This is a genomic window from Streptomyces sp. NPDC088810, from assembly GCF_044750305.1.
Classification (GTDB): Bacteria; Actinomycetota; Actinomycetes; order Streptomycetales; family Streptomycetaceae; genus Streptomyces.
Window position 1 is genome coordinate 669,484 of record NZ_JBIVJQ010000002.1, and the last position, 23,353, is coordinate 692,836.

17 protein-coding genes and 1 pseudogene are annotated in these 23,353 nt (G+C 72.3%); 9 read left to right on the forward strand and 9 right to left on the reverse strand.

Translation table 11 applies throughout. The annotated features are described in order from the left end of the window. Positions 1–167: 167 nt before the first annotated feature. Positions 168–293 carry a hypothetical protein gene (locus ACIP4Y_RS09555; protein WP_401390690.1) on the reverse strand — a complete coding sequence of 42 codons (126 nt, stop codon included), beginning with the start codon at positions 291–293 and terminating at the stop codon, positions 168–170. A gap of 140 nt (positions 294–433) precedes the next feature. Further along, positions 434–1,816 (reverse strand): protein phosphatase 2C domain-containing protein, encoded by a 1,383-nt coding sequence (locus ACIP4Y_RS09560; protein WP_401390009.1) that lies wholly within the window; start codon positions 1,814–1,816, stop codon positions 434–436. 154 nt (positions 1,817–1,970) lie between these two features. Between ACIP4Y_RS09560 and ACIP4Y_RS09565 the strand changes: the two are divergent. Next, positions 1,971–2,255: pseudogene (locus tag ACIP4Y_RS09565) on the forward strand (helix-turn-helix transcriptional regulator); the annotation flags it as partial. A 38-nt stretch (positions 2,256–2,293) separates the two neighbouring features. Here the strand turns inward: ACIP4Y_RS09565 and ACIP4Y_RS09570 are convergent. From ACIP4Y_RS09570 to ACIP4Y_RS09600, 7 genes are all read right to left on the reverse strand, one after another. After that, positions 2,294–3,559 carry a GDSL-type esterase/lipase family protein gene (locus ACIP4Y_RS09570; RefSeq protein WP_401390012.1) on the reverse strand — a complete coding sequence of 422 codons (1,266 nt, stop codon included), beginning with the start codon at positions 3,557–3,559 and terminating at the stop codon, positions 2,294–2,296. Between the two features lie 122 nt (positions 3,560–3,681). Beyond that, complete coding sequence (locus tag ACIP4Y_RS09575) at positions 3,682–4,185, reverse strand: methylated-DNA--[protein]-cysteine S-methyltransferase (protein WP_401390671.1); 504 nt, start codon at positions 4,183–4,185, stop codon at positions 3,682–3,684. Between the two features lie 71 nt (positions 4,186–4,256). Beyond that, on the reverse strand, positions 4,257–5,654 hold the full coding sequence (locus ACIP4Y_RS09580) for a DNA-3-methyladenine glycosylase 2 family protein (protein ID WP_401390015.1): 1,398 nt from the start codon (positions 5,652–5,654) through the stop codon (positions 4,257–4,259). A 79-nt stretch (positions 5,655–5,733) separates the two neighbouring features. Further along, on the reverse strand, positions 5,734–6,828 hold the full coding sequence (rsgA, locus tag ACIP4Y_RS09585) for a ribosome small subunit-dependent GTPase A (protein ID WP_401390018.1): 1,095 nt from the start codon (positions 6,826–6,828) through the stop codon (positions 5,734–5,736). Between the two features lie 255 nt (positions 6,829–7,083). Continuing rightward, a complete protein-coding gene (locus ACIP4Y_RS09590; protein ID WP_401390021.1) occupies positions 7,084–8,559 on the reverse strand; it encodes a cellulose binding domain-containing protein in 1,476 nt (491 codons plus the stop codon). A 239-nt stretch (positions 8,560–8,798) separates the two neighbouring features. Beyond that, on the reverse strand, positions 8,799–10,148 hold the full coding sequence (locus ACIP4Y_RS09595) for a radical SAM protein (protein WP_401390024.1): 1,350 nt from the start codon (positions 10,146–10,148) through the stop codon (positions 8,799–8,801). A 58-nt stretch (positions 10,149–10,206) separates the two neighbouring features. Then, on the reverse strand, positions 10,207–10,881 hold the full coding sequence (locus tag ACIP4Y_RS09600; RefSeq protein WP_401390027.1) for a pyridoxamine 5'-phosphate oxidase family protein: 675 nt from the start codon (positions 10,879–10,881) through the stop codon (positions 10,207–10,209). A 158-nt stretch (positions 10,882–11,039) separates the two neighbouring features. On the opposite strand from ACIP4Y_RS09600, the gene ACIP4Y_RS09605 reads away from it, so the two are divergent. From ACIP4Y_RS09605 to ACIP4Y_RS09640, 8 genes are all read left to right on the forward strand, one after another. Next, positions 11,040–12,302, forward strand: a complete 1,263-nt coding sequence (locus ACIP4Y_RS09605) for an FAD-binding protein (protein WP_401390030.1) — start codon at positions 11,040–11,042, stop codon at positions 12,300–12,302. A 144-nt stretch (positions 12,303–12,446) separates the two neighbouring features. After that, the gene (locus ACIP4Y_RS09610) at positions 12,447–13,691 is read left to right on the forward strand and encodes an ROK family transcriptional regulator (RefSeq protein ID WP_358641211.1); all 1,245 of its coding nucleotides are present in this window, start codon (positions 12,447–12,449) and stop codon (positions 13,689–13,691) included. Positions 13,692–13,702: 11 nt separating this feature from the next. Continuing rightward, the gene (locus ACIP4Y_RS09615) at positions 13,703–15,580 is read left to right on the forward strand and encodes a glycoside hydrolase (protein WP_401390033.1); all 1,878 of its coding nucleotides are present in this window, start codon (positions 13,703–13,705) and stop codon (positions 15,578–15,580) included. A 242-nt stretch (positions 15,581–15,822) separates the two neighbouring features. After that, entirely contained in the window at positions 15,823–17,085 is a 1,263-nt protein-coding gene (locus ACIP4Y_RS09620; protein ID WP_401390036.1) for an ABC transporter substrate-binding protein, read from the forward strand. Between the two features lie 20 nt (positions 17,086–17,105). Beyond that, complete coding sequence (locus ACIP4Y_RS09625) at positions 17,106–18,071, forward strand: sugar ABC transporter permease (RefSeq protein WP_358641205.1); 966 nt, start codon at positions 17,106–17,108, stop codon at positions 18,069–18,071. Further along, on the forward strand, positions 18,068–18,934 hold the full coding sequence (locus ACIP4Y_RS09630) for a carbohydrate ABC transporter permease (protein WP_401390039.1): 867 nt from the start codon (positions 18,068–18,070) through the stop codon (positions 18,932–18,934). Before ACIP4Y_RS09625 ends, ACIP4Y_RS09630 begins: the two co-directional genes overlap by 4 nt. A gap of 12 nt (positions 18,935–18,946) precedes the next feature. Next, entirely contained in the window at positions 18,947–21,826 is a 2,880-nt protein-coding gene (locus tag ACIP4Y_RS09635) for a glycoside hydrolase family 2 TIM barrel-domain containing protein (protein ID WP_401390042.1), read from the forward strand. 149 nt (positions 21,827–21,975) lie between these two features. Then, positions 21,976–23,292 carry a jacalin-like lectin gene (locus ACIP4Y_RS09640; protein ID WP_401390674.1) on the forward strand — a complete coding sequence of 439 codons (1,317 nt, stop codon included), beginning with the start codon at positions 21,976–21,978 and terminating at the stop codon, positions 23,290–23,292. The last annotated feature ends 61 nt before the right edge of the window (positions 23,293–23,353 follow it).

The window sequence follows — 23,353 nt, forward strand, 5'->3', positions numbered from 1 at the left end:
ATGTCCGCACCCAGCCCCGGCCGGCCACCTGACGGCACCTCGACCCTGCCTCGGGCTCCCCGGGCGCCGCTGGACGCCACGGACGCCCCGCGACAGCGGTCCGGACGCCTCCGGCACCGGCTGCCGTCACGCCGTCACGTCCCGTGAAACTGGCCGAAATCACTCCCCTACGGCCGCGGCACGTTGCGCAGGTTGGAGGGGGCCATCCGAAGCATCCGGCCGGCCCCGCCGTCCAGCACGATGCTGGAGGCGGACAACGCGAACCCGGTGTGGGGGTCGGTGAGGACGTCCACCAGAGCCGGCCCCTCGTGCCGGAAGGCGTCCTTGGACGACGCCGTACAGCCGGCGCACCCCGGCGCGGACGAGGATGTCGACGAACTGCTCGGCCACATTCTGTCCGCCCATGCCTCGCATGGAGTCACAGGGGCCGCCGTCACGCCTCCCACACAACGGCCGCCGTACGGTCGTCGGCGTAGCCCTTCACCCGTACCTGGGCGTCGGCGAGGAAGGCGGCGAGGCCCGGCGGGGTACGGCCGGACCAGCGACGGGCCAGGTAGGCGCAGAGGGCGGGCTCGCCGCGCAGCGGGTCGGCCAGGCCCGTCGAGCACATCACCAGCGCGTCACCCGGCCGGGCTACCGAGGCCCGGAACCGGAACGGTTCGCGGGGCGGCTGCGGGGCCGGTTCCCGGGCGGGCTCGAACGGGCTCGGCGGGGCGGGGATGCCGAGGTCCATGGTCAGCCGGTCGCCCTCCGGGGTGCGCTCCGGCGGGGAGCCGAAACCGACGACGGGGGCGCCGGTGCCGCCGTCGGGCTCCGTGCGCGGCTCGATGTCCTGCCAGGCGCCGTCCCGCAGCCGGAACAGCCCGCCGTCGCCGACGCCGAAGAAGACGCGGGTACGGCAGTCCGGGTCGGCCGGCAGCAGCAGGCAGCGCAGGCTCGCCGTGTGCTCCTCGGGGTCCAGGCCCTGTTCGGCGGCGCTCGCCCGGAGTCGGCCGAAGGCGCGGTCGGTGAGCCGGTGCAGACCGGACTTCAGGTCGCCGCGCCGGGCCGCCCGCATGTCCTCCACCAGCCGCTGGTGGCTGCGGCCCACGGCCCGCCCGATCCACCGGCACGCCTCGGCCGCCGCCAGGTGCGCGCCCGGGACGCCCCGCGCGCCGGTCGCCAGCGCGACGAGCACCAGCGCCTGTTCACCGGCCCCGAACCGCGCGGTGAGCAGTGAGTCCCGGCGCGGCTCGCCCCGGTAGCGGGCCGAGTCCCCGCGCAGCGACACGGCCCGTAGCGTGCACGTCCCGTACCGGGCGCCGTCCAGCACAGTGTCCGAGACCAGCTCCCCGAGCCCGTCCGGGTCGGAGAGGGGCAGCGCGGTGGGCTCGGGGTCGTAGGTGGGCGGACCGGAGCCGACGTAGTCGAGGGAGGGGGCGGGGGGTGCGGGGGTGCCGGGCTGTGCGCTCCCGGCGGGGGCGGGCTCGGCGGCGGGGGCCGGCTCCGGCACGGGATCCGGCGCGGTCCGCTGCGGCGGCACGGCCGCGGTCTCGGGGGGCGATGGCGCGGGGGAGGGTTCCGGGGGCGTCGGTTCGGGGGGTGACGACTCGGGCGGTGCCGGTTCCGCCGGTGCCCGTTCCTCCGGTGCCCGTTCCTCCGGCCCCGGGTCCAGGGTGTCCGTGGGACGCCCCGCCACCGCGTTCCGCGCCGAGGCGAAGCGGTCGTCCAGGGAATCGGGCACTGCCGTGGGACCCGTGTCCTGGGTGGAGTCGTCGTACAGCTGCCCCCACCAGTCGTCCTCGTGACGGGCGGGTCTTCCCCCCTGCTGGTTCATGCCCCTAATTGTCCACCGCAGGGGCCGGATGAAAACGGGGCATCAGGAAAATCCGGCGCATCGGGCGCGTCGACCGGCGGGTCGAGTGAGGAGGTGAACTGCCGTACGAGTGACGGCTGGTGGCCGCCGGGCACGAGTGACGGCTGGTGGCCGCCGGGCGGCCCCACCCCCCACGGGAGGACCGCCCGGCGACGTCCGAGGTGCCCCGGCCCCGCATCCCCTGCGTGCGCTCGCGACCGACGCCACCGACCTGGAGGTCCTCTCCCTGCTGCTGGCCGGCCTGACCGACGCGAGCGTCGCCAAACAGCTCGACCTGGGCCTGCGCACCGTCCAGCGCCGGGTGCGCCGCCTGATGAAGCTGGCCGGCGTGACCACCCGCCTCCAACTCGGCTGGCACGCCAGGGAAAGGGGCTGGGTGACCCGGGACGACGCTCCCTGACCGGGGCCCGGCCGGCTCGCGGTCCCCGGCGGAGCCGTTCACCTGCCCGCCGAGCCCGGGAGCGGTGCTGCGGGGCCGGCCGGCACGGTGACGTGGAGGTGGCCCGGCAGGGCGGAGCGGAGCTGCCGGCGGGTCAGGGCGTGGTGGACGGTGTCGGCCACGACGGCCATGCCGGCGTCGTCGAAGTGCAGGTGGTCGCCGGGGTCGTAGGCGGGCAGCATGCGCTGGGGGTCGGCCGGGTCCCGGACGGCGGCGTCGGCGTCGGCGACCGCGTCGAAGATGCCGCCGGTGCGGATGAGGGCGTTCACCCGCTGCCGTACCGCCTCGCCGGCGGCGGTCCACGCCGGGTAGCCGCGGTACGGGGTGAGAGTGACGCCGACGACCCGGATGCCGCGGGCGTGGGCGCGGGCCACCACGGTGCGGTAGGCCTCCGCGAAGGCGGCGGCGTCGCCGGCCCGCGGGACGCCCTTGATGTCGTTGATGCCCTCGAAGACGACCAGCACCCGCGCCCCGGCCCGGTCCAGGGCGTCGGCCTCCAGGCGGGCCAGGGCGCTCGGTCCGGTGCCGTCGCGCAGCAGGCGGTTGCCGGCGAGGCCCGCGTTCAGCACGCCGAGCCGGTGCCGGGACAGACGCCGGGCGAGCCGGTCGGGCCAGCGGCGGTTGGTGTCGGGGCTGGAGCCGTTGCCGTCGGTGAGCGAGTCCCCGAACGCGACGACACTGCCGGCGGCGATCCCGCGGACGTCGACCCCCGTGACGTAGTACCAGCGGCTGGTGGTCGCCGGGTACGCGCCGCCGTCCTCGTCGGCGGCCCGGCCGGCGCCGGGCCGGGCCAGGTAGCTGGTCTGCAGGGCGGTGCGGTGGTAGGTCGCGGGCCCGGAGTCGTCCGGCGTGTACACGGTGACGAGCAGGTCCGCCCCGGCCCGTACGGGCAGCGGCACCGGATCGGTGACCGTGTCCGCGCCCGGCGGGACGGTCACCTCCGGGGCGCCCTGGAAGGTGGCGGTGCGCAGCGTGCCGGGTACGGCGGCGGGGCCGGCCGCCCGCAGCGCGACGGTGACCGCGCCGAGGTGCAGTGGGCTGGTGCCGAGCCGGTTGCTCAGCCGGACCCGGACGGCGACGCCGCCGACGCTCAGGTGGACGACGTTGCGGACGGCGGCGCCGGGCAGCGCGGCCGCGGTTCCGGAGGGGGCGGTCTCCCAGCTGCCGGCCCAGGGCAGCGGGGCCGGCTCGGCGACGGCCGGTGCCGTCAGTCCCGGCAGCAGCGCCGGGAAGAGGAGCGCGAGGACCCGAACGATCCTGCCCATGTCTGCCCGCCCTTCCCCGTGGCCCGTCGCAGCCGACGGTGCCACACGGCCGGGCCGGGCCGCCGGAGCATCGAGGGCCATCCACCCACTCGGCGCAACACGGGGCAGCGGGGGGCGGCCCGTCAGGCGAGGGCGCCCTCCAGGGTGAGCAGCCGGACCTTCCGCTCAAGTCCCCCCGCGTACCCGGTCATCGACCCGTTCGCGCCGATCACCCGGTGACAAGGCCGCAGGATCAGCAGGGGGTTGGCGCCGATCGCCCCGCCGACGGCGCGAACGGCCGCGCGGGGCGCCCCGATCCGGGCCGCGATCTCCCCGTAGGTGACGGTGGCGCCGTACGGCACCTCGTCCAGCGCGGCCCACACCCGCTGCCGGAACGCGGTGCCGGTCGCCCGGAGCGGCAGCCGGAACTCCTTCAGGTCGCCGGCGAAGTAGGCGGTGAGCTGCTCGGCGGCGGCGCGGAACGGCCCCGGGTCGTACCGCCAGTCGTCCTGGACGGTCCGCCCGCCCTTCTGCCCGGGCACGGACAACGAGGTGAGCGCACCGTCGGCGTCCGCGGTGAGCAGCAGCCGCCCGACGGGGGCGTCCAGGTGGGTGCAGTAGACGGGGGTGAGCGGCTGGGTGGTCATGGGACCGGCCTTCCTCGGATGGGTGGTCGGCGGACGGGTGGTCGGCGGCTCGGCGGTCGTCGGCTCGGCGGTCATGGGATCTGCTCGCCCGCCACGCGCAGGTGCTGGACGGCGTACGACCGCCAGGGCCGCCAGCCGTCGGGAAGGCCGGCGCCGGGCGGGGCGACGTCGGGATCGCCGAGGGCGCGGACGCGCACGGTGGCGACGGTCGCCGGGTCCATCCCGGGCAGGGCGAGCAGGGCCTCCTCGGCGTCGTGCCGGTCGGCGCCCGCGTCCAGCCGTACGGTGCCGTCGGCGAGGGCGGCGGCGAGCGCGCCCAGCGGGCCGGCGGGCTCGGCCTCGGCGAGGACGGCGGGCTCCGGGAAGAGGTGGGTGAGACCGCCGTGGGGCGCGTCGAGCACCTTGCCGTACCGGCGCACCAGCTCCTCGGCGCCGTGGATGCCGACCAGGGCGCGTACGGCGGGCTCCAGCGGGTCCACGGCGCCGGGCGAGCGCAGCCCGGGCCGGGCGGCGACCAGCGGGGCGAGCCGGGGATCGGCGCCGAGCCGCTCGTCGACGGCGTACGGGTCGGCGTCCAGGTCGAACAGCCGGCGCAGCCGCTGCACGGCCGTGGTGAGGTCCCGGGGGTCGGTGAGCTGGAGCCGGGCGTCGAGCCAGCCGCCCGGACGGGTGCCGGTGCCGGTCCGCGGGGTGCGGGCGCGTTCGTGGACGGCGGCGAGGGCGGTGCCGTACGGCAGCCGCAGGGTGCGCCGGTAGGTGCGGGCGCCGGGGGCGCCGGTCACCTCTTCGACGCCGGGTACGGCCTCCCGGGCGAGCTGGTCGAAGACGGCGGCGGCCTGGTAGGGGCCGCGGTGCGCGAGGCGCAGCGGGATGCCCGTGCCGGCGGCGGACCGGCGGGCGGACCGGCCCCGCGGGGCGGCGGCCCGTACCTCGGTGGGTGTCGCGGCGTACACCTCCCGGATGGTGTCGTTGAACTGCCGCACGCTGGCGAACCCGGCCGCGAACGCGATCTCGGTGACCGGCAGGTCGGTGGTCTGCAGCAGCACACGGGCGGTGTGCGCCCGCTGGGCCCGGGCCAGCGCCACCGGTCCGGCGCCCAGCTCGGCGGTGAGCTGCCGCTGCACCTGCCGGGCGCTGTAGCCGAGCCGCGCGGCGAGCCCGGCGACGCCGTCGCGGTCCACGACGCCGTCGGCGATCAGCCGCATGGCCCGGCCGACGACGTCCGCGCGGACGTTCCACTCCGCCGACCCCGGCACGGCGTCCGGCCGGCACCGCCGGCAGGCCCGGAACCCGGAGCCCTGCGCGGCGGCGGCCGTCGCGAAGAACCGCACGTTGCACCGTTTCGGCGTGACCGCCGGGCAGCTGGGCCGGCAGTAGATGCCGGTGGTTTCGACGGCGAAGAAGAACACCCCGTCGAACCGGCCGTCCCGACTCCGCACCGCCTCGTACCTGCTGTCCTCGTCCTTCACGTGGTCCAGTGTGCGGTGGGGACGGACAACGGGCTAGCGGAAAACGGACGTGGAGCTGACGGGCACGGCCGGAGGATTCCTACATCCACCGCCCCCGCTTCGCCTCCATGGCCGCCCGCCCCTGCGCCCCCTTCCGCTTCCAGTCCTTCTTGATCTCGGACCGGAGCCGCGCGTCCGTCTTGGCCACGATCCACCGGTTCTCCCGCACCAGCTTCCGGTAGCTCTCCAGCCGCCGCTCGGGAAGCTCCCCGCTCTCCACGGCGGACCGCACCGCGCACCCCGGCTCCGTCTCGTGCGCGCAGTCGTGGAACCGGCAGTCCGCGGCCAGCTCCTCGATCTCGGAGAACACCTGCCCGACACCGGTCTCCGCGTCGAAGAGACCGACACCGCGCAGCCCTGGCGTGTCGATGAGCACCCCGCCGGAGGGCAGGGCGAGCAGGTTGCGGGTGGTCGTGGTGTGCCGTCCCTTGCCGTCGACGTCCCGGGCCGCCTGCACGTCCATGACGTCCGCGCCGACGAGCGCGTTGGCGAGGGTGGACTTGCCCGCGCCGGACTGGCCGAGCAGCACGCTCGTACCGGAACCGACAAGCGCGACGAGCACGTCGAGTCCGTCGCCGTGCAGGGCGCTGACGGTGAGGACGGGCACGCCGGGCGCGCTGGTCTCCACGTCCTGCACGAGGTGGGCCAGGGTGACCGGGTCCGGCACGAGGTCGGCCTTGGAGAGGACGACGACGGGCTGCGCGCCGGACTCCCAGGCGAGGGCGAGGAAGCGTTCGACGCGGCCGAGGTCGAGTTCCACGGCGAGGGACACCGCGACGACGGCGTGGTCGATGTTGGCGGCGAGGATCTGCCCCTCGGACCGCTGGGAGGAGGTGGAGCGGACGAACGCGGTACGGCGCGGCAGGTACGCGCGCACGTAGCGCGGGTCGCCGTCGGGGTCGACGGCGACCCAGTCCCCCGTGCACACGACCTTCATCGGATCGCGGGGCACGACGAACTCGGTGTCGGCGCGGACGACTCCGTCCGCGGTGACGACGTCGCACTGTCCGCGGTCGACCCGGACGACCCGGCCGGGCAGCAGCCCGTCGGCGGCGTACGGGGCGAACGCGTCGGCCCAGGCCTCGTCCCAGCCGTAAGAAGCCAGTGCGGAGAACACAGCAGAGGTGGAAGTCAAGGGAGACCCTTCACAAGGGTGGCCCCGGGCAGGCGCGTACGGTGCGCGGTCGGTTCAGCCGGCGGCCACGGAGGTGGACTTGAGGAGTTCCTGGATGAGGGCAGCGCCCAGCACAGTGACAGCCATCGGTCGACACCTCCTCGTTCTCGCTCGCGCGGCGCACACCACCTCGGCGTGCGGGGCAACTGTAGCCCGGGGACGGGCCGGTGCGTCAACGCATTTTCCGCACGGCCCGGCCGGGTCCCCCTGCAGGTCTCAACTCAGCGTGCAGGAAGCGCCGTTGAGGGCGAAGGCGTGCGGGGTCCGGTTCGCGCCCGTCCAGGTGCCGAGGAAGCCGAAGGACAGGGTGCCGTGGGCAGCGACCGTCTTGTTGTAGTCGGCGGCGGTGGCCGTGACGCGGGAGCCGTTCTGGTGGACGGTGGCGTCCCACATCTGGCCGACCTGCTGGCCGTCGCGGAAGGTCCAGGCCACCTCCCAGCCGCTCAGGGCCCGGTCGGTGGTGACGGTGACGGTGGCCTGGAAGCCGTCGGGCCACTGGCTGTCCAGCTCGTAGGCGACCCGGCAGCCGGCCGACCGGGTGGCGGCGGAGGCGCTCGGGGCGCCTGCGGGGCGGGTGACGGAGGAGGTGCCCTGGGGTTCGGGGCCGGGCTTCTTCCGGCCGGGCGTGCCCTCGGTGCGGGGCGCGGAGGACGGGGCGGAGGGCGAGCCCGTGGCGGTGGGGCGCGGCGCGGCCCGGGAGACGCCCGGGTCGGCGACTGGCTGCCGGTCGTCCTGGGCGGCGGCGGTGCCGTCGCCGGAGCCGCCGAAAGGCATCATCGACACCCCGAGCGCCAGCGCCGAGAGCAGCACCGCGGCGGCGAGCAGTCCGCCGCGCAGGACACGGCTGCGGCCCGCGCCGTCCTCGTGGTCGCCGGGCTCGGCGCCGCCCGGGCGGCCCGCGCCGAGCCGGACCTCGGTGGCGCGGCGGCGCCGCTCCAGGTAGGCGAGGCCGCCCCAGCCGATCACTCCGCCGGCCAGCGCGGCGGGCAGTCCGCCGCCGTGCAGCCGCAGACAGGCGGCGGCCTCGGCGCACTGCACACAGGTGGCGAGATGCCGGGAGAGGTCGCCGGGGGTCTCCGCGGCGGGCGAGCGGGTGACCGCGTCCAGCAGCCGGGCGTAGCTGCGGCACTGCGCGTCCATCGGCGAGTCGAGGTGGGCGCGGTGGCAGCGGTCCCGGAACAGGGTGCGGACCTGGTCGAGTTCGTCGGCGACGGTGGCCGGTTCCAGGCCGAGCCGGCGGGCCACGGCGGGCAGCGGCAGCGCCTCCACCTCGGCCAGCCAGAGCAGGGCGGCGTCCGCCTCCTGCATGTCCCTCAGGCCGCGCAGCGCGACCGGGCGCTGCAGCGGCGGCCCCGAGAACCGGGCGGCGCTCCCGGAGTTGAGCCACAGCCGCAGCTCCGGGTCGAGCTTGTGGCCCTGCCCGTCGGCCTCCCAGGCGGCGGCGGTGGTGCGTACGGCGGTGAGCAGCGCCGGGATCACCGGCAGCCGCGCCGTACGGCGGCCCGCGCCGCGCACATGGGTGCTCGCGGCGGCGCGGACCTCGCGCATGCCGAGCGTGAACGCCTCGGTCGCCAGCTGATGGGCCGTCAGGGACCCTGCGGTGCACAGGTCCGCGTACGAGAGCACCGCGTCCCAGCACTCCGAGAACAGCGCGGTCTCGGTGTCGTCCTGGGGGGTCGGCAGGTCGGGCATGGGACTCCTGCATCCACGAGCGAGGGCAACTCACCAAAGGAGAAAAGGAGTTGCGGGGAACCTCGCGGCAGGGCACAGAGCTTTTCACGTCCTCGACACAACTGACAAGCGGCCTGTTCACATCCGGCTACCGACGGTGGCGGCACGGAACCGCGTCGCGACGAGACCCCGACTCCGGCCTCTGATACGGACGCGGACGCGGTTCTGCTCAGCGGCGCGGGGGCCGGTCCCGGCCGCCGTCACACCTGGACCGGTACCTCCGTCTCGCCCTCCCCCGCCGTCGCCCCGTCGGCGGGCAGGCTGTCCATGAAGGAGCTGACGGAGAACACCGCGCGGCCGGGTCCGGGCGGGCCGTAGCCGGGCGGCGAGGACAGGCCGAAGTCGTCCATCGTCTGCCGGTAGGCCTGCAGCAGCCGGATGTGGTACTCCAGCGGGGCACCCTGCGGGTTGGCCTTGCCGAGCGGGGTGGTGGGCTCCGGGCACCAGGTGGTGAAGCGGGGCGTGATGCCGTGCGACATGAAGAAGCGCAGGCCCTCGGTGGTGGAGGCGATGGCCTCGTCGACGGTGGTGAAGCCGAACGGCTCGGCCATCTCCACGCCCGCCACGAAGTTCGGGATCACATTGCGCGCGCCGAACACCTCGGCGGAGTCCAGGATCCGGCGGTGCCACTCGTCCCGGCCGACGTACCGCTCCTTGCCCGGGCAGTACAGCTCGAACAGCCGGCGGTCCCACACCTCGAAGTTCGGGTGGTAGATCTGCACGCCGTAGTCCTTGAACCGCTGCACGTCCGCCTTGGGCAGCGCCTGCGCCACGACCTTGCCGATCCAGCGGCCCGGGAAGCGCTCCTCGATGGCCTTGGCGTAGTGGCCGTAGAAGTCGGCCTCGTCGCGCCCGGCGACCGTCTTGGTGATGGCGCCGCCGGTGAGGGTGTAGGCGGTGGAGGCCTTGGCGGTGTCGTACCGGTCGATGATCTCGAGGGCCTCCAGCACCTCCTCGACGTCCTTCACCCCGGTGTACGGGCGTCCGGCCGCCTTGTGCTGGCGCCAGTTGTGGTTGATGTCGCAGTACTGGCACTCCTCCTTGGCGCCGAAGTACTGGCAGACCCGGAAGACGGTGAGGTAGATCAGGTAGCCCCACTGGATGGTCGGGGCCACCTCCATCACGGACTTCCCGTTGGAGAGGGTGTGCCGGTAGTACTCCGGCATCGGCGGCACCCCGACGTCGGCGATGCGCCGGCCGTCGAGGTACAGCCCGAGCAGCCCTTCCTCGTCGGCGGCGACCCGGTACGGCGAGGCCGGGTTCACCCGTACGGAGACGACCGTACGCCTCAGGTCGTACGGGCCGCCCGTCAGGATGATCTCCTCCGGCGGCCGGCGCAGCGCGGCCTCGCCCAGCTCGGGCAGGGTGCCGTGGTCGAAGGAGAAGATGAAGTACGACTTCGGCTTGACGTCCCCGTCCTCATTGTCGCTCAGGGCGGATTTGTCGAAGGCGACACCGCCCCGGAGCAGGTCCTCCTTGAAGACGGCCTCCCGCGGTACCTGCGGAAACCGCTCCATCAGATCCTCGACCAGCGCGGTACGACTGCCCATTCGTCTGTCTCCTCCCGGCTCAGGCGTACGTCTTACACCGTATGCCCCTGCCTGCGGCTCAGCCGTGCCGGGTCCCCGCACGGCGCGCGATGTGTTCCGGTACTGCCGTCCCGGCGGGCAGCGCCGGGTCGGGGTCCGGGATGCCCCAGACCGTGGCCAGCGGCAGGACGCCGGCCCACAGGCCGAGTGCCGCGTCGGGGCCGTCACCGTCGTCGGGGGCGCCGGTGCGGATCTTGACGGAGGCCTCTTCCAGGGAGAGGGCGAGCAGGGTGGTGGCGGCCAGCTCCTTGCGGCTGGGGCGGCGGGCGTACGACCACTGGCCCGGCGCGGAGTGCTCGGTGAGCCGGCGCAGGCCCTCCAGCTTCTCCGCGGGATCGGTGACCTTGCAGGCCGTGCCGTGGATCATGGCACTGCGGTAGTTGACGCCGTGCTCGAAGACGGACCGGGCGAGCACGAGCCCGTCCACGTGAGTGACGGTCACACACACGGAGGCGTCTCCGCCGAGGCTGCGGCTGGCCACCGATCCGTGCAGATAGAGCCACCGCTCGTCGCGCCCGTAGACCGTGGGCACGACCACCGGCCGCCCGTCGACCAGCACGCCGAGATGGCAGACGAAACCGGCGTCGAGGATCTCCTCCAGCTCGGCCCGCTCCAGACGGCCCTGCTCGCGCAGCCGGCGGTGCCGGGTGCGGTCGGTGACGGGCAGACGGGCGGGGAGCGGTTGCTGAGCCATGAGGGAAAGGTACCGATATCGCGCCCTCGCGGCCAGATTTATTTCCGTTTACGTTGTCCAGCGGACACAGAACGACGAAATCCGCAGTCCGGGCTCCCGGTTGAACCGGGAGGGATGAGAGGGTCGGCACGGACGGACTCTCCGGGAGGGACGCACGCATGACAGGGACGGCCGAAACCGCAGGCACAGTCACCAACTGGGCGCGCACCATCGCGTACACCGCACGCGAGTTCCACCGTCCGCGCACGCTCGACGCGCTCGCGGCCCTGGTGGCGGACAGTGCGCGAGTGCGCGTGCTGGGCAGCGGCCACTCCTTCAACCGGATCGCCGACCCGGGCCCCGACGGCATCCTGCTGTCCACCGCCGGGCTGCCGCAGGTGACCGACGTCGACACGGCGGCACGTACGGTCCGGGTGTCCGGCGGGCTCCGCTACGCCGAACTGGCCCGCACGGTCCACGCGCACGGCCTGGCCCTGCCCAACATGGCGTCCCTGCCGCACATCTCGGTGGCCGGTTCGGTGGCGACGGGCACGCACGGCTCGGGTGTGGGCAACGGCCCGCTGGCGTCGGCGGTCCGGGAGGTGGAGCTGGTCGTCGCGGACGGCACGGCGGTGACGATCGGCCGGGACGACCCGCGGTTCGACGGCACCGTGACCTCCCTCGGCACGCTGGGCGTCGTCACCGCGCTCACCCTCGACCTGGAACCGGCGTACGAGGTGGAGCAGCAGGTCTACACCGAACTCCCGCGGCACGGTCTCGACTTCGAGACCGTGGCGGCGGCGGGGTACAGCGTGAGCCTGTTCACCGACTGGCGGGATCCGGGCTTCCGGCAGGTGTGGGTCAAGCGGCGCACGGACCGGCCGCCGGTGGACTTCCCGTGGGCGGCACCCGCGGCCGGCCCGCTGCACCCGGTGCCGGGCATGCCCGCGGGTAACTGCACCGAACAGCTGGGGGTGCCGGGACCGTGGCACGAGCGGCTGCCGCACTTCCGGGCGGAGTTCACGCCGAGCAGCGGGGAGGAGATCCAGTCGGAGTACCTGCTGCCGCGGTCGACGGCGGTCGATGCGCTGTATGCGATCGACGGCATACGGCATACGGTCGCCGGTGTACTGCAGACCTGCGAAGTGCGTACGGTCGCCGCCGACCCGCAGTGGCTCAGCCCGGCCCACGGACGGGACTCGGTCGCGCTGCACTTCACGTGGATCCGGGACGAGGCGGCGGTGCTGCCGGTGGTGCGTCGGCTGGAGGAGGTGCTGGAGCCGTTCGATCCACGCCCGCACTGGGGGAAGGTGTTCGGTATCCCGTCGGCGGTACTCCGTGGACGGTATACACGCCTCGCCGACTTCCGCGCCCTGGTCCGCTCACTGGATCCCGTAGGCACGTTCAGCAACACCTTCGTACGGGACCTGCTCGGCGACTGACGGCCCGCACCCGGCGCCGGACTTTCTCCAGCCCCTTTCCTAACCCCTTGTCGAAAGGGGCTCCCAGCCCATAGCCTGACGCCCGCGCCGGTGCCGACCCGCCCCGGCCTGGACTGGTCCGGAGGGGACGGGAGGGGCAGCCGCGTGAAGCGCACATCACGTGACATCCGCACCGCGAACCGCTACGAGGTGCTGCGCCAGATCATCGCCGAGTCTCCCACCTCCCGGCAGGAGCTGGCCGCGGCCACCGGGTTGAGCCTGGCCACGGTGGCCACGCTCGTCGGCGAGCTGCTGGACCTCCGCATGATCACCGAGGTCGGGTTCGAGGACTCGGCCGGCGGCCGCCCCCGGGGCCTGGTCGCGGTCAACGCCTCGGGCGGCGCGTTGATCGGCGTGGACATCGCGGAGACGTACGTCCATGTCGAGCTGTTCGACCTCGCGCTGAACGTGCTGGCCCGGGCCGACGAGGACATGCGGCCCGGTGAGAGCCGGCCCGAGCAGGTCGTCGGGCACGTCGCCGCCGCGGTCGGCTCGGTGGTCGCCCAGGCCGGCGTCGAGGCGGCCCGGGTGCTCGGTGTCGGGGTGAGCGTGCCGGGCCAGGTGGACCGGGACACCGGGGTCGCCGAGTACGCGCCCAACTGGAACTGGCACGACGTACCGCTGCTCGACCTGCTCGCCGAACACATCGCCTACCCGCTGTACCTGGACAATCCGCTGCGCGCCTGCGCGGTGGCCGAGCTGTGGTTCGGGGCGGCGCGGGGCCGCGGGGACGCCGTGGTCGTGAACCTCGGCACCGGGGTCGGCGCCGGTCTGGCCCTGGGCGGCGGTCTGCACCGGGGCGTGAGCAACAGCGCCGGCGAGTGGGGCCACACCACGCTGGTGCTGGACGGCCGGCTGTGCCACTGCGGCAACCACGGCTGCGTGGAGACGTACGTCGGTGCGCCCGGCATCATGCAGAACCTGCGCGAACTCGATGCGCGCTCACCGCTGTTGCACCCCGAGGACCAGACCGCCACGGTCGACGCGCTGGCCCGTGCGGTCGCTGCCGAGGACCCGGTCGCACTCAAGGTCGTCCGGGACACGGCCCGTTACCTCGGCGCCGGTATCGCCGACCTGATCAATCTCCTCAACCCCGAAGTCGTCGTGCTCAGCAGCTGGGTGGCCGCCCGGCTGGGCGAGCCGCTGCTCGGGGAGGTCCGTCAGGCGGTCGCCCGGCACGCCCTGCGCCGGCCATTGGCCGCCACCGAGATCGTCCTCTCCCCGATCCCCACCGACCCGGTGTCCCTCGGCGCGGCCACGTTCGCGCTGGAAGGGGCGCTGCAGTCCGTCGGGCAGAGGGCCGCGAAACGCACCACCGCGGTCAGGAGCCGTACCGCACCGCCTTCGTGACGACGGAAGGGATGCACGTGTCTCACCCCCGCACCATTCACCCCCGCACGACTCGTCCCCGCAGCAAGAGATCGTTCCTGCTCACCGCCTCGGCCGCGCTGGCGGTCACCGGATCCCTGCTCACCACGCCGCCCGCGAGTGCCGCGGGCACCACGGCCGCCGCCGAGGTCTCCCCGCACGCCGCGCAGACCATCGACAACATCGGTGCCTCCGGGGCCTGGTGGGTCAACGACCTGAAGAACTTCGACCCGAAGGTCCGGGCCCGGCTCGCCAAGCTCCTGTTCTCCAAGGACGGCCTGGCCCTCAGCTCGTACCGGTACAACATCGGCGGTGGCGGCACCGGGGTCACCTACGCGCCGCGCGCCCCGGAGGACTTCCTGAAAACGGACGGCGGTTACGACTGGAGCAAGGACGAGGCCGGCCGTTACTTCCTCTACGCCGCCGCCAGGTACGGCGTCAAGGATCTGATCGGCTTCGTCAACAGCGCGCCCGCGCAGTGGAAGACGAACGGCAAGAGCTGCGGCGGTTACCTGAAGGCGGAGAACGAGCAGGACTTCGCGAAGTACGTCGCGGACGTCACCGGCCACTTCGCCAGGCAGGGCGTGCGGCTGGACTACATCAGCCCGTTCAACGAGCCGACGAACAGCTTCGACTCGTGCGGTCAGGAGGGCATGCTCGTCGACGTCGGCCAGCGCGACGACATCGTGCGCGCGCTGGGCGCCGAGCAGCGGGCCCGGCACCAGAAGACGACGATCATCGCCGACGAGTCGACCAGCACGGTGAAGTTCAACTCCGAGGTCCCGCAGTGGATCTCGCAGCCGGGCACGGCACAGTACGTCTCCAAGCTGGCCCATCACACGTACGACAACCCGAGCGACGCCGACCGGGCGCGGGTGTACGAGACGTCCCGCGCGGCCGGTACACCGTCCTGGTCCACGGAGATCTGCTGCTTCGGCAAGGGCGGCACCGGCTGGGCGCAGGAGTACGACCCGACGATCGACGGCGGTCTGAACCTGTCCCGGATCATCTACAAGGACTTCGCGACCGCCCACGACTCGGCGTTCCAGTGGTGGGTGGCGCTGTCGGAGATGATCGGCAGCGACCCGAACGCCCGTAACGACGAGGGCTGGAACGACGGCCTGATCTACTACGACCCGGCGTACGCCACGAACGGCAACCAGACCCTGTACTTCACCAAGCGCTACTACGCGCTCGGCCAGTACAGCAAGTTCGTGCGCCCGGGCGCGGCCCTGCACAACGTGACCGGGGTGCCGGACGGTGTGGAGGTGTCGGCCTACGACCGGAACGGCACGTGGGTCGTCGTGGTGAACAACCACAACGCGACCGACACCGCGCTGGACCTGCACTTCAACAGCGGGACGCCGGTGCGGGCCCGGCAGGCCGTGCGGACCTCCGCCGACGAGAACTGGGCGAGCGCCCCGAAGCCGTCGGTCGCCGGCGGCACCATGTCCGCGACGCTGGCGCCGCGTTCGATCACCACGTACGTCCTGGACCAGAAGGGGCACGGCAGTTCGGCGCTGACCGGTGCCCTGGTCGGCGGTCAGTCGGGCAAGTGCCTCACGGCCGACACCTCGGGTGCGGTGATCGCCGGCTGCACGGGCGCGGCCGGGCAGTCGTGGTCGTACGACGCACGGGGCACCCTGAAGGGCGCGAACGGCTACCTGACGGCGACGGGTTCGGACCTGTCGACGTCGGCCTCGTACCGCGGTGACGGCACCCAGCGGTGGCTGCTGAATCCCAATGGGCAGATCGTGAACGAGGCGTCGGGCCGGTGCCTGGACGTCAGCGGGCAGGCGACGGCGGACGGCAGCAAGGTCATCCTCTACAGCTGCTCCGGCGGCACCAACGAGGCCTGGACCAGGCGGTAACGCCACCGTTCTCCCCGGCCGGGGGCCGCCGGCCACTCCCCTGACCCGGCGGCCCTCATCTCGCCTGCCCTGCACGCCTGTTCGTGATCCCGAACCCGGTACAACAACTCGCCACCCACTTCGTCCGACCCCTTGCCGAAGGCTTAGCCGAAGGTTAGCGTCCCGCACCACGCACCCTTGCGGATCATCCGGCCGCCGGGCGTGGGAGCCGCAGTCGCATTCGAACAGACAAGGACGTCAGCATGTCGGCACAGAGCAGCACCTGGGACCGCCGTTCGATACTCCGGGCCGCCGCGGGCCTCGCCGCCGCCGGCCCGCTCGCCGCATGCGGCAGCAACAACGGCCGGGGCGGCGGCTCCGGTTCGGGCCAGCAGCTCGTGCAGTACTTCCACGCGTACGGCGAGGCGGGCACCGAGCAGGCGATCAAGCGGTACGCGAAGGCGTACACGAAGGCCGACGTGACCACGCAGTGGATCACCGGCTCGAACTTCGAGAGCAAGCTGTTCGCGTCCCTGCTGACCGAGCAGGCGCCGGACCTGTTCGAGTTCCACCCGCAGATCCAGCTCGTCAAGAGCGGCCAGGTGGCCGACCTGACCGACATCATCGAGCCGGTCAAGGACGATTTCAACCAGGCCGACATCCAGTCCCACACGGTCGACGGCAAGATCTACGGCGTCCGCATGATCGACGACCCGCAGTTCTTCTTCTACCGCAAGTCGCTGCTGGAGAAGGCGGGTGTCGAGCCGCCGCAGACGCTGGACGAGCTGCTCGAGGCCGCCGCCAAGCTCACCACGAGCAAGGTCAAGGGCCTGTTCCTCGGCAACGACCTGCACGCGGTGATCAACCCGCTGATCTGGTCGGCCGGCGCCGACACCCTGAACGAGAAGAACGAGATCGCCTACCACACGGACGGCGTGGTCGAGGGCCTCAAGCAGATGCGCAAGCTGTTCACCAGCGGCCATCTGCTGCTGGACGCCCCGGCCGACTTCTGGGACCCCTCGGCGCTCAACCAGGGCCTGTGCGCGATCCAGTTCTGCGGCATGTGGGCCATGCCGCAGTTCCAGCAGGCCCTCGGTGACGACCTCGGCATCATGCCGTTCCCGAAGGTCGGCGACGCGGGCAAGCCGTCCGTCTACAACGGCGGCTGGTCGATGTTCGTCAACGCCAAGGGCCGACACGTCGACGCGGCCAAGGAGTACGTCAAGTGGCTGTGGATCGACCAGAAGAAGTACCAGGAGGACTGGTCGACCTCCTACGGCTCCCACATCCCGCCGCGCACCTCCATCGCGCAGTCGGCGAGCCCGCTGAAGTCGGGTCTGCCGGCCGAGGGTGTGAAACTCTTCAACGAGTACGGGCACTTCGACAACATCGGCTGGACCCAGGCGATGATCACCGCCACGGAGAACGTCTTCGCCGACTGCGTCCGCAAGGGCGGTGACCCGGAGGCCGCGCTCGACCGCTGCGACAAGACGGTCGGCGCCGAGCTGAAGAAGCTGTTCGGATAGGCCGCCGGACGGATCACGACATGTCGACGACCACCACGCGCGGTGTCGCGAGCCCCGCCCCGGCCAAAGCCGCCGGGGCCCGGCCGCGGCGGAGGCTGCGGGGCAGCCGCACCTTCAACTTCTGGCTCTTCACCAGCCCGTTCCTGATCGGGCTGATCATTTTCGTCTACGTACCGATCGGCTGGAGCCTCTACCTCAGTTTCTTCGAGGCCCGCTTCACGGTCACGCCCAGCGACTTCGTCGGTCTGGGCAACTACCGGGAGATCCTCTCCGACAGCGGGTTCATGGGCTCGCTCGGCACCTTCACCGTCTTCGCCGCCTTCATCGTGCCCACCACCTGGGCGGTCTCCCTGGGCCTCGCCCTGCTGGTGAACCGGCTGCGCTTCATGCGGGCGTTCTACCGGTCGGTGTTCTTCCTGCCGACCGCATGCAGCTATGTCGCCGCCTCGCTCATCTGGAAGATGTCCCTCTTCAACGGCGTCCGCTTCGGCCTGGCCAACACGGTGCTCGGCCTGTTCGGCGTCGACAACATCGCCTGGCTCGCCAACCCCGACCCGCCCTGGTACTGGCTGGTCATCATCACCGCCCGCCTGTGGCTGCAGTCCGGCTTCTACATGATCCTCTTCCTGGCCGCGCTGCAGAACATCCCGCAGGAGCTGTACGAGGCCGCCGCCATCGACGGCGCCAAGCGCGGCTGGCAGACCTTCCGGTACATCACGCTGCCGCAGCTGCGGGCCACCTCCACGGCCGTGATCCTGCTGCTGCTCGTGGCGGCCTACCAGGCCTTCGACGAGTTCTTCAACCTGCTGTCCAAGACGACCTGGGGCCGGCCGCCGCTGGTCGAGCTCTACTACACCGCCCTCGGCCAGGACCAGAACTACGGCAAGGGCAGCGCCGGAGCCGTGGTGCTGACCGTGCTGATCTGCGTCGTCACCCTGTTCCAGGGGAAGATCATGGGCTTCGGAAGGGGTGAGGAGTCCAAGTGACCACGACCGCACCCGACGTCCGCAAGCGCGCCCGGCGCGGCGGGGTGATGAGCTCCACCGGCCTGTACATCGCCACCAGTGTCGCCGCGCTCCTCTTCCTCATCCCCTTCTACCTGCTGATCCGCAACGCCCTGTCCACCGACCCGGAGATCACCGGCGAGAACTGGAAGTTCTTCCCGGCCCACATCCAGTGGAGCAACATCACCGAGCCGTTCGACGATCCGACGGTCGACTTCGGCCAGTCGATGTGGAACTCGCTGGTCGTCGGGATCCTGCATACAGTCGGCACGCTGTTCGTCTGCTCGCTGGCCGGATACGCCCTCGCCCGCATCCCCTACCGGCACGCCAACAAGATCTTCTACGGCGTTCTGGTGACCCTGATGGTCCCGGCCGCGGTCACCTTCGTCCCCAGCTTCGTGCTGGTGTCCTCCCTCGGCTGGGTGGACAGCTACCGGGGCCTGATCGTTCCGGGGCTCTTCAGCGGTTTCACCTGCTTCCTGTTCCGGCAGTACTTCCTCGGGTTCCCGAAGGAGCTGGAGGAGGCGGCGCGTGTGGACGGGCTCGGCTACTGGGGCGCGTACTGGCGTGTCGTGGTGCCGAACTCGCTGAACTTCTTCGCGGCGATCGCCACGATCACCTTCATCAACGGCTGGAACGCCTTCCTGTGGCCGCTGGTCATCGGCCAGGACCCGAGCGCCTGGACCGTCCAGGTCGCGCTGTCGTCGTACATGACCAACCAGACCGTCAACTACCACCTGATCTTCATGGCGACCGCCATCTCGATCCTGCCCCTGCTGTTCGTGTTCCTCTTCCTCCAGCGCTGGCTGGTGCAGGGGATCGCGCAGACCGGCATCAAGGGCTGAGCTAGGAGACCGATGTCTTTGCGCACGACCACCGCCTACGTCGAGGACGTCTCGCCGGGCTCCGGGGCGCTGCCGCCCCGCGCCTGGTACGCGTCCTCCGACGCCAAGTCCCTGTCCCTCAACGGCAGCTGGCGCTTCCGGCTGTCGGACACGGCCGACGCCGAGGACGACTCGTTCGCGGCGCAGGGGTACGACGCCGGTGACTGGGCGCAGGTCACGGTCCCCGGCCACTGGGTGCTCCAGGGACACGGCTCCCCCATCTACACCAACCACCTCTACCCGTTCCCGGTCGACCCGCCCCGGGTGCCGACCGAGAACCCGACCGGCGACCACCTGCGCGTCTTCGACCTGCCGGCGGACTGGCCGGCCGACGGCGCCGCCGTGCTGCGCTTCGACGGAGTGGAGTCCTGCGCCCGGATCTGGCTGAACGGCACGGAACTCGGCGAGTTCAAGGGCTCGCGGCTGCCGCACGAGTTCTCGGTCGGCCATCTGCTGAAGACTGTAGGCAATGTACTGGCGGTCCGCGTCCACCAGTGGTCGGCGGGCTCCTACCTGGAGGACCAGGACCAGTGGTGGCTGCCGGGGATCTTCCGGGACGTCACCCTGCTGCACCGCCCCGCGGGCAGCGTCCAGGACTTCTTCGTGCACGCCTCGTACGACCACCTGTCCGGCACCGGCACCCTCCGCGTCGACTCCGACGTGGCGGGCCGGGTCACGGTCCCGGACCTCGGCATCGACGTCGCCACCGGTGAGCCGGTGACCGTCCCGGTCGAGCCGTGGACGGCGGAGACACCGCGGCTGTACGACGGCGTGCTGGCCACCGAGGGCGAGCGGGTGCCGCTGCGCATCGGCTTCCGCACGGTGGAGCTGTCCGACGGCCTGATCAAGGTGAACGGCCGGCCGCTGCTCTTCAAGGGCGTCAACCGGCACGAGTGGCATCCGGAGCGGGGCCGCGCCCTGGACCTCGAGACGATGCGCGAGGACGTGCTGCTGATGAAGCGGCACAACATCAACGCCGTCCGCACCTCCCACTACCCGCCGCACCCGGCCTTCCTCGACCTGTGCGACGAGTACGGCCTGTGGGTGATCGACGAGTGTGACCTGGAGACGCACGGCTTCACCGAGCAGGGCTGGCGGGACAACCCCGTCGACGACGACCGCTGGACCCCGGCCCTGCTCGACCGGGCGGCCCGCATGGTCGAGCGGGACAAGAACCACCCGTCGGTCGTCATGTGGTCACTCGGGAACGAGGCAGGCACCGGCCGGGGCCTGACCGCGATGGCCGAGTGGATCCACGGACGGGACGGCTCCCGGCTCGTCCACTACGAGGGCGACCTAAACTGCCGTGACACCGACGTGTATTCGCGGATGTACGCGGACCACGCCGAGGTCGAGCGGATCGGCCGGGGCCTGGACGGCGGTCCGCACAGGCGCCGCGAACTGCCGTTCATCCTCTGCGAGTACGCCCACGCCATGGGCAACGGCCCCGGCGGACTCGTCGACTACCAACGGCTTTTCGAGGCCCACGACCGGCTCCAGGGCGGCTTCGTCTGGGAGTGGATCGACCACGGCATCGCCCACCCGGAACTGGGATACGCCTACGGCGGCGACTTCGGCGAGGAACTGCACGACGGCAACTTCGTCTGCGACGGCCTGCTCTTCCCGGACCGGCGGCCCTCCCCCGGTCTGCTCGAGTACAAGAAGGTGATCGAGCCGGTCACCGTCACGGCCGACGGCACGGACAGCGCGGCCGGCACGGTCCGGATCACCAACCGGTACGACTTCGCGGACCTGTCGGCGCTGGCCTTCTCGTGGTCGTACGAGATCGAGGGCGAGACCGTGGACTCCGGCACCCTGCCGGTGCCCGCGCTGGCGCCCGGCGAGTCCGCCCAGGTCAAGCTGCCCGCCGCACCGGCCGGGGTACGGGCCGGCGAGGCGCACTGGACCATCCGGGCGTCCCTCGCCTCCGCCACGTCGTGGGCGCCGCGGGACCATGTCGTCGCCTGGGGCCAGATCCCGGCGTCGGCGCGCCGGGTGCCGTACGTCGCCGCGACCGCCCGGTCGGCACCCGGCGACGGGGTGATCAACCTCGGTCCGGCCGTGTTCGACGCCCGGACCGGGGCGCTGCGGACGATCGGCGAGGTACCGGTCACCGGTCTGCGGCTGGACGTGTGGCGGGCCACCACCGACAACGACGACGGTGCCGCCTGGCAGAGCGACCTGCGCTACGGGCTGCTGTGGCGCAAGCTCGGCCTGCACCGGATGCGGCACCGCCTGGACGCCGTCGAGGTGGGCGAGGACGCGCTGACGGTCCGCACGCGGGTGGCGCCGGCCGCCTGGGAGCTGGGGCTGTCGACGGTATACCGCTGGACGTCGGACGGAGACCGTATCCGGTTGACCGTATGCACCATCCCGGACGGCGACTGGAACGTCCCGCTCCCCCGCCTCGGTATCCGCTTCGGACTGTCTGCTGCCGACCGTGTGCAGTGGTACGGCGGCGGCCCGGGGGAGGCGTATCCGGACACCAGGATGGCGTCTACAGTCGGCCGTTGGCAGTCGACCGTAGACGATCTGCAGACGCCATACGTCCGCCCCCAGGAGAACGGCGCCCGCATCGACGTCCGCTGGGCGGAACTGGGCGGCCTGCGCATCGAGGGCGACCCGGCGTTCCACCTCACCGCCCGCCGCTGGACCACCGAGCAGCTGGACGCCGCCGCCCACCGCAGCGACCTGGTGCCCGGTGACACGGTCTGGGTCCACCTGGACCACGGCCAGCACGGCATCGGTTCCCAGTCCTGCGGCCCGGCCCCGCTGCCCCAGTACCACCTGCGGGCCGAGCCGGCGGAGTTCTCGTTCGTCTTCTCGCCGTCCGGCGCCACCGGCACCGGCTGACCGGCACCGCTCCGACGCCCGCCGCGGCCGGCCCTCCTCCGGGCCGGCCGCGGCGGCGTCGGGCACCGGTTCCCCCTGTTCATGCAAGCGTTTTCCCCACCACCTTCCCAACCCGCCAAGTTGACGTGAACATGGTCGGCATGCGACCCATGGGACGACTCCTCGGCGCTCTCGCCGCCGGCTTGCTGACCGTGTCGGGGCTCACCGCCACCGCCGGTACCGCACATGCCGCCGGCTCAGGGAGCTTCAGCGTCTTGACGTACAACGTGGCCGGGCTGCCGGAGGGCCTCAGCTCCAGCCATCCGGCCACCAACACCCCGCTGATCTCACCGCGGTTGGCGGGTTACGACATCATCAACGTCCAGGAGGACTTCAACTACCACGCGGCGCTCTACGCCGGCGACAACCGCCCCTACCGCACCGCGACCAGCGGCGGCGCGGGCATCGGCGACGGCCTCAACACCCTGTCGGCCTTCCCCTTCGAGGACTTCGAGCGGGTGAAGTGGAAGGACTGCACCGGCACCAACTGCCTCACACCAAAGGGCTTCACCCTCGCCCGGGTACGGCTCGCCGAAGGCGTGTACGTCGACCTCTACAACCTGCACCCCAACGCCGACGACACCGACGACGCCCTGGCTGCGCGCCGCGCCAACATCGCGCAGCTGTCGGCGTTCATCCAGGCCAACTCGGCGGGCAACGCGGTGATCGTGATGGGCGACACCAACACCCGCTACACCCGCGCCGGCGACAACATCCGTACCCTCGTCGACGGCAACGGCCTGACCGACGCCTGGGTACGGCTGGCCAAGGGCGGTACGGTCCCCGCGCAGGGCGCCGATCCGCTGCTGTGCCCGGCATCCGCGCCGCCCGACGACTGCGAGGTGGTCGACAAGGTCCTCTACCGCGGCAGCGGCCTCGTTTCTCTCACCGCGACCCGCTACCACGACGAGTGGGCGGGATTCCTGGACGCGGCCGGCGGCAACCTCTCCGACCACTTCCCGCACACCGTCGACTTCTCCTACACCCTCGCCCCGGAGCTCCGGGCGAGCGACTTCTTCGGCGGCCCGCACGGCACCGCCTTCAGTGACGCCGACGACCTGCCGGCCGCGCCCGCCCCGCGCACCCTCACCTTGCGCGGCGGCACCCGTCTGGACGCCGTGTCCCTCACCCATGACGGCGGTACGGTCCTCGGCCACGGCGGCACGGGCGGTACGGCCGCCTCCCTCACCCTCGCCGCCGGGGAACACCTGACCTCGGTGAAGCTCACAGAGGGCCGGAAGGACGGCCGTACCCGGATCTTCTCGGCCGCGTTCGCCACCGACCGGGGCCGCACGCTCGCGGCGGGCACGGCCACCGGCGACAGCACCACGTTCACCGCGCCGACCGGCTGGCAGATCGCCGGCTTCACCGGCCGCTCGGGCACCGAGATCGACAAGCTGGGAGTGCTGTACGCGCCGATCGACTGATGCGCACGCCCAGCTTTCCTAGATGCTCTAGGGTATCCCCTAGGTTTCCAAGGGAGGTGGA